This window comes from Vreelandella arctica (assembly GCF_037070215.1).
In the GTDB taxonomy this organism is placed as follows: Bacteria; Pseudomonadota; Gammaproteobacteria; order Pseudomonadales; family Halomonadaceae; genus Vreelandella; species Vreelandella arctica.
On the sequence record NZ_JBANSN010000085.1, the window covers coordinates 1 to 1455 of the forward strand.

Annotated in this window: 1 rRNA gene; it reads right to left on the bottom strand. The window is 56.1% G+C overall.

The features are described from left to right. Positions 1-13 precede the first annotated feature (13 nt). Positions 14-1455 (bottom strand): 16S ribosomal RNA (locus tag V8L70_RS22755); the annotation flags it as partial.

The window sequence follows — 1455 nt, forward strand, 5'->3', positions numbered from 1 at the left end:
GTGACGCATCGTTTAAGGAGGTGATCCAGCCGCAGGTTCCCCTACGGCTACCTTGTTACGACTTCACCCCAGTCATGAACCACACCGTGGTGATCGCCCTCTTGCGTTAGGCTAACCACTTCTGGTGCAGTCCACTCCCATGGTGTGACGGGCGGTGTGTACAAGGCCCGGGAACGTATTCACCGTGACATTCTGATTCACGATTACTAGCGATTCCGACTTCACGGAGTCGAGTTGCAGACTCCGATCCGGACTGAGACCGGCTTTAAGGGATTCGCTGACTCTCGCGAGCTCGCAGCCCTTTGTACCGGCCATTGTAGCACGTGTGTAGCCCTACCCGTAAGGGCCATGATGACTTGACGTCGTCCCCACCTTCCTCCGGTTTGTCACCGGCAGTCTCCTTAGAGTTCCCGACATTACTCGCTGGCAAATAAGGACAAGGGTTGCGCTCGTTACGGGACTTAACCCAACATTTCACAACACGAGCTGACGACAGCCATGCAGCACCTGTCTTACAGTTCCCGAAGGCACACCAGAATCTCTTCCGGCTTCTGTAGATGTCAAGGGTAGGTAAGGTTCTTCGCGTTGCATCGAATTAAACCACATGCTCCACCGCTTGTGCGGGCCCCCGTCAATTCATTTGAGTTTTAACCTTGCGGCCGTACTCCCCAGGCGGTCGACTTATCGCGTTAACTTCGCCACAAAGTGCTCTAGGCACCCAACGGCTGGTCGACATCGTTTACGGCGTGGACTACCAGGGTATCTAATCCTGTTTGCTACCCACGCTTTCGCACCTCAGTGTCAGTGTCAGTCCAGAAGGCCGCCTTCGCCACTGGTATTCCTCCCGATCTCTACGCATTTCACCGCTACACCGGGAATTCTACCTTCCTCTCCTGCACTCTAGCCTGACAGTTCCGGATGCCGTTCCCAGGTTGAGCCCGGGGCTTTCACAACCGGCTTATCAAGCCACCTACGCGCGCTTTACGCCCAGTAATTCCGATTAACGCTTGCACCCTCCGTATTACCGCGGCTGCTGGCACGGAGTTAGCCGGTGCTTCTTCTGCGAGTGATGTCTTTCCTGCCGGGTATTAACCGACAGGCGTTCTTCCTCGCTGAAAGTGCTTTACAACCCGAGGGCCTTCTTCACACACGCGGCATGGCTGGATCAGGGTTGCCCCCATTGTCCAATATTCCCCACTGCTGCCTCCCGTAGGAGTTCGGGCCGTGTCTCAGTCCCGATGTGGCTGATCATCCTCTCAGACCAGCTACGGATCGTCGCCTTGGTGAGCCTTTACCTCACCAACTAGCTAATCCGACATAGGCTCATCCAATAGCGGGAGCCGGAGCCCCCTTTCTCCCGTAGGACGTATGCGGTATTAGCCTGGGTTTCCCCAGGTTATCCCCCACTATCGGGCAGATTCCTATGCATTACTCACCCGTCCGCCGCTCGTCAGC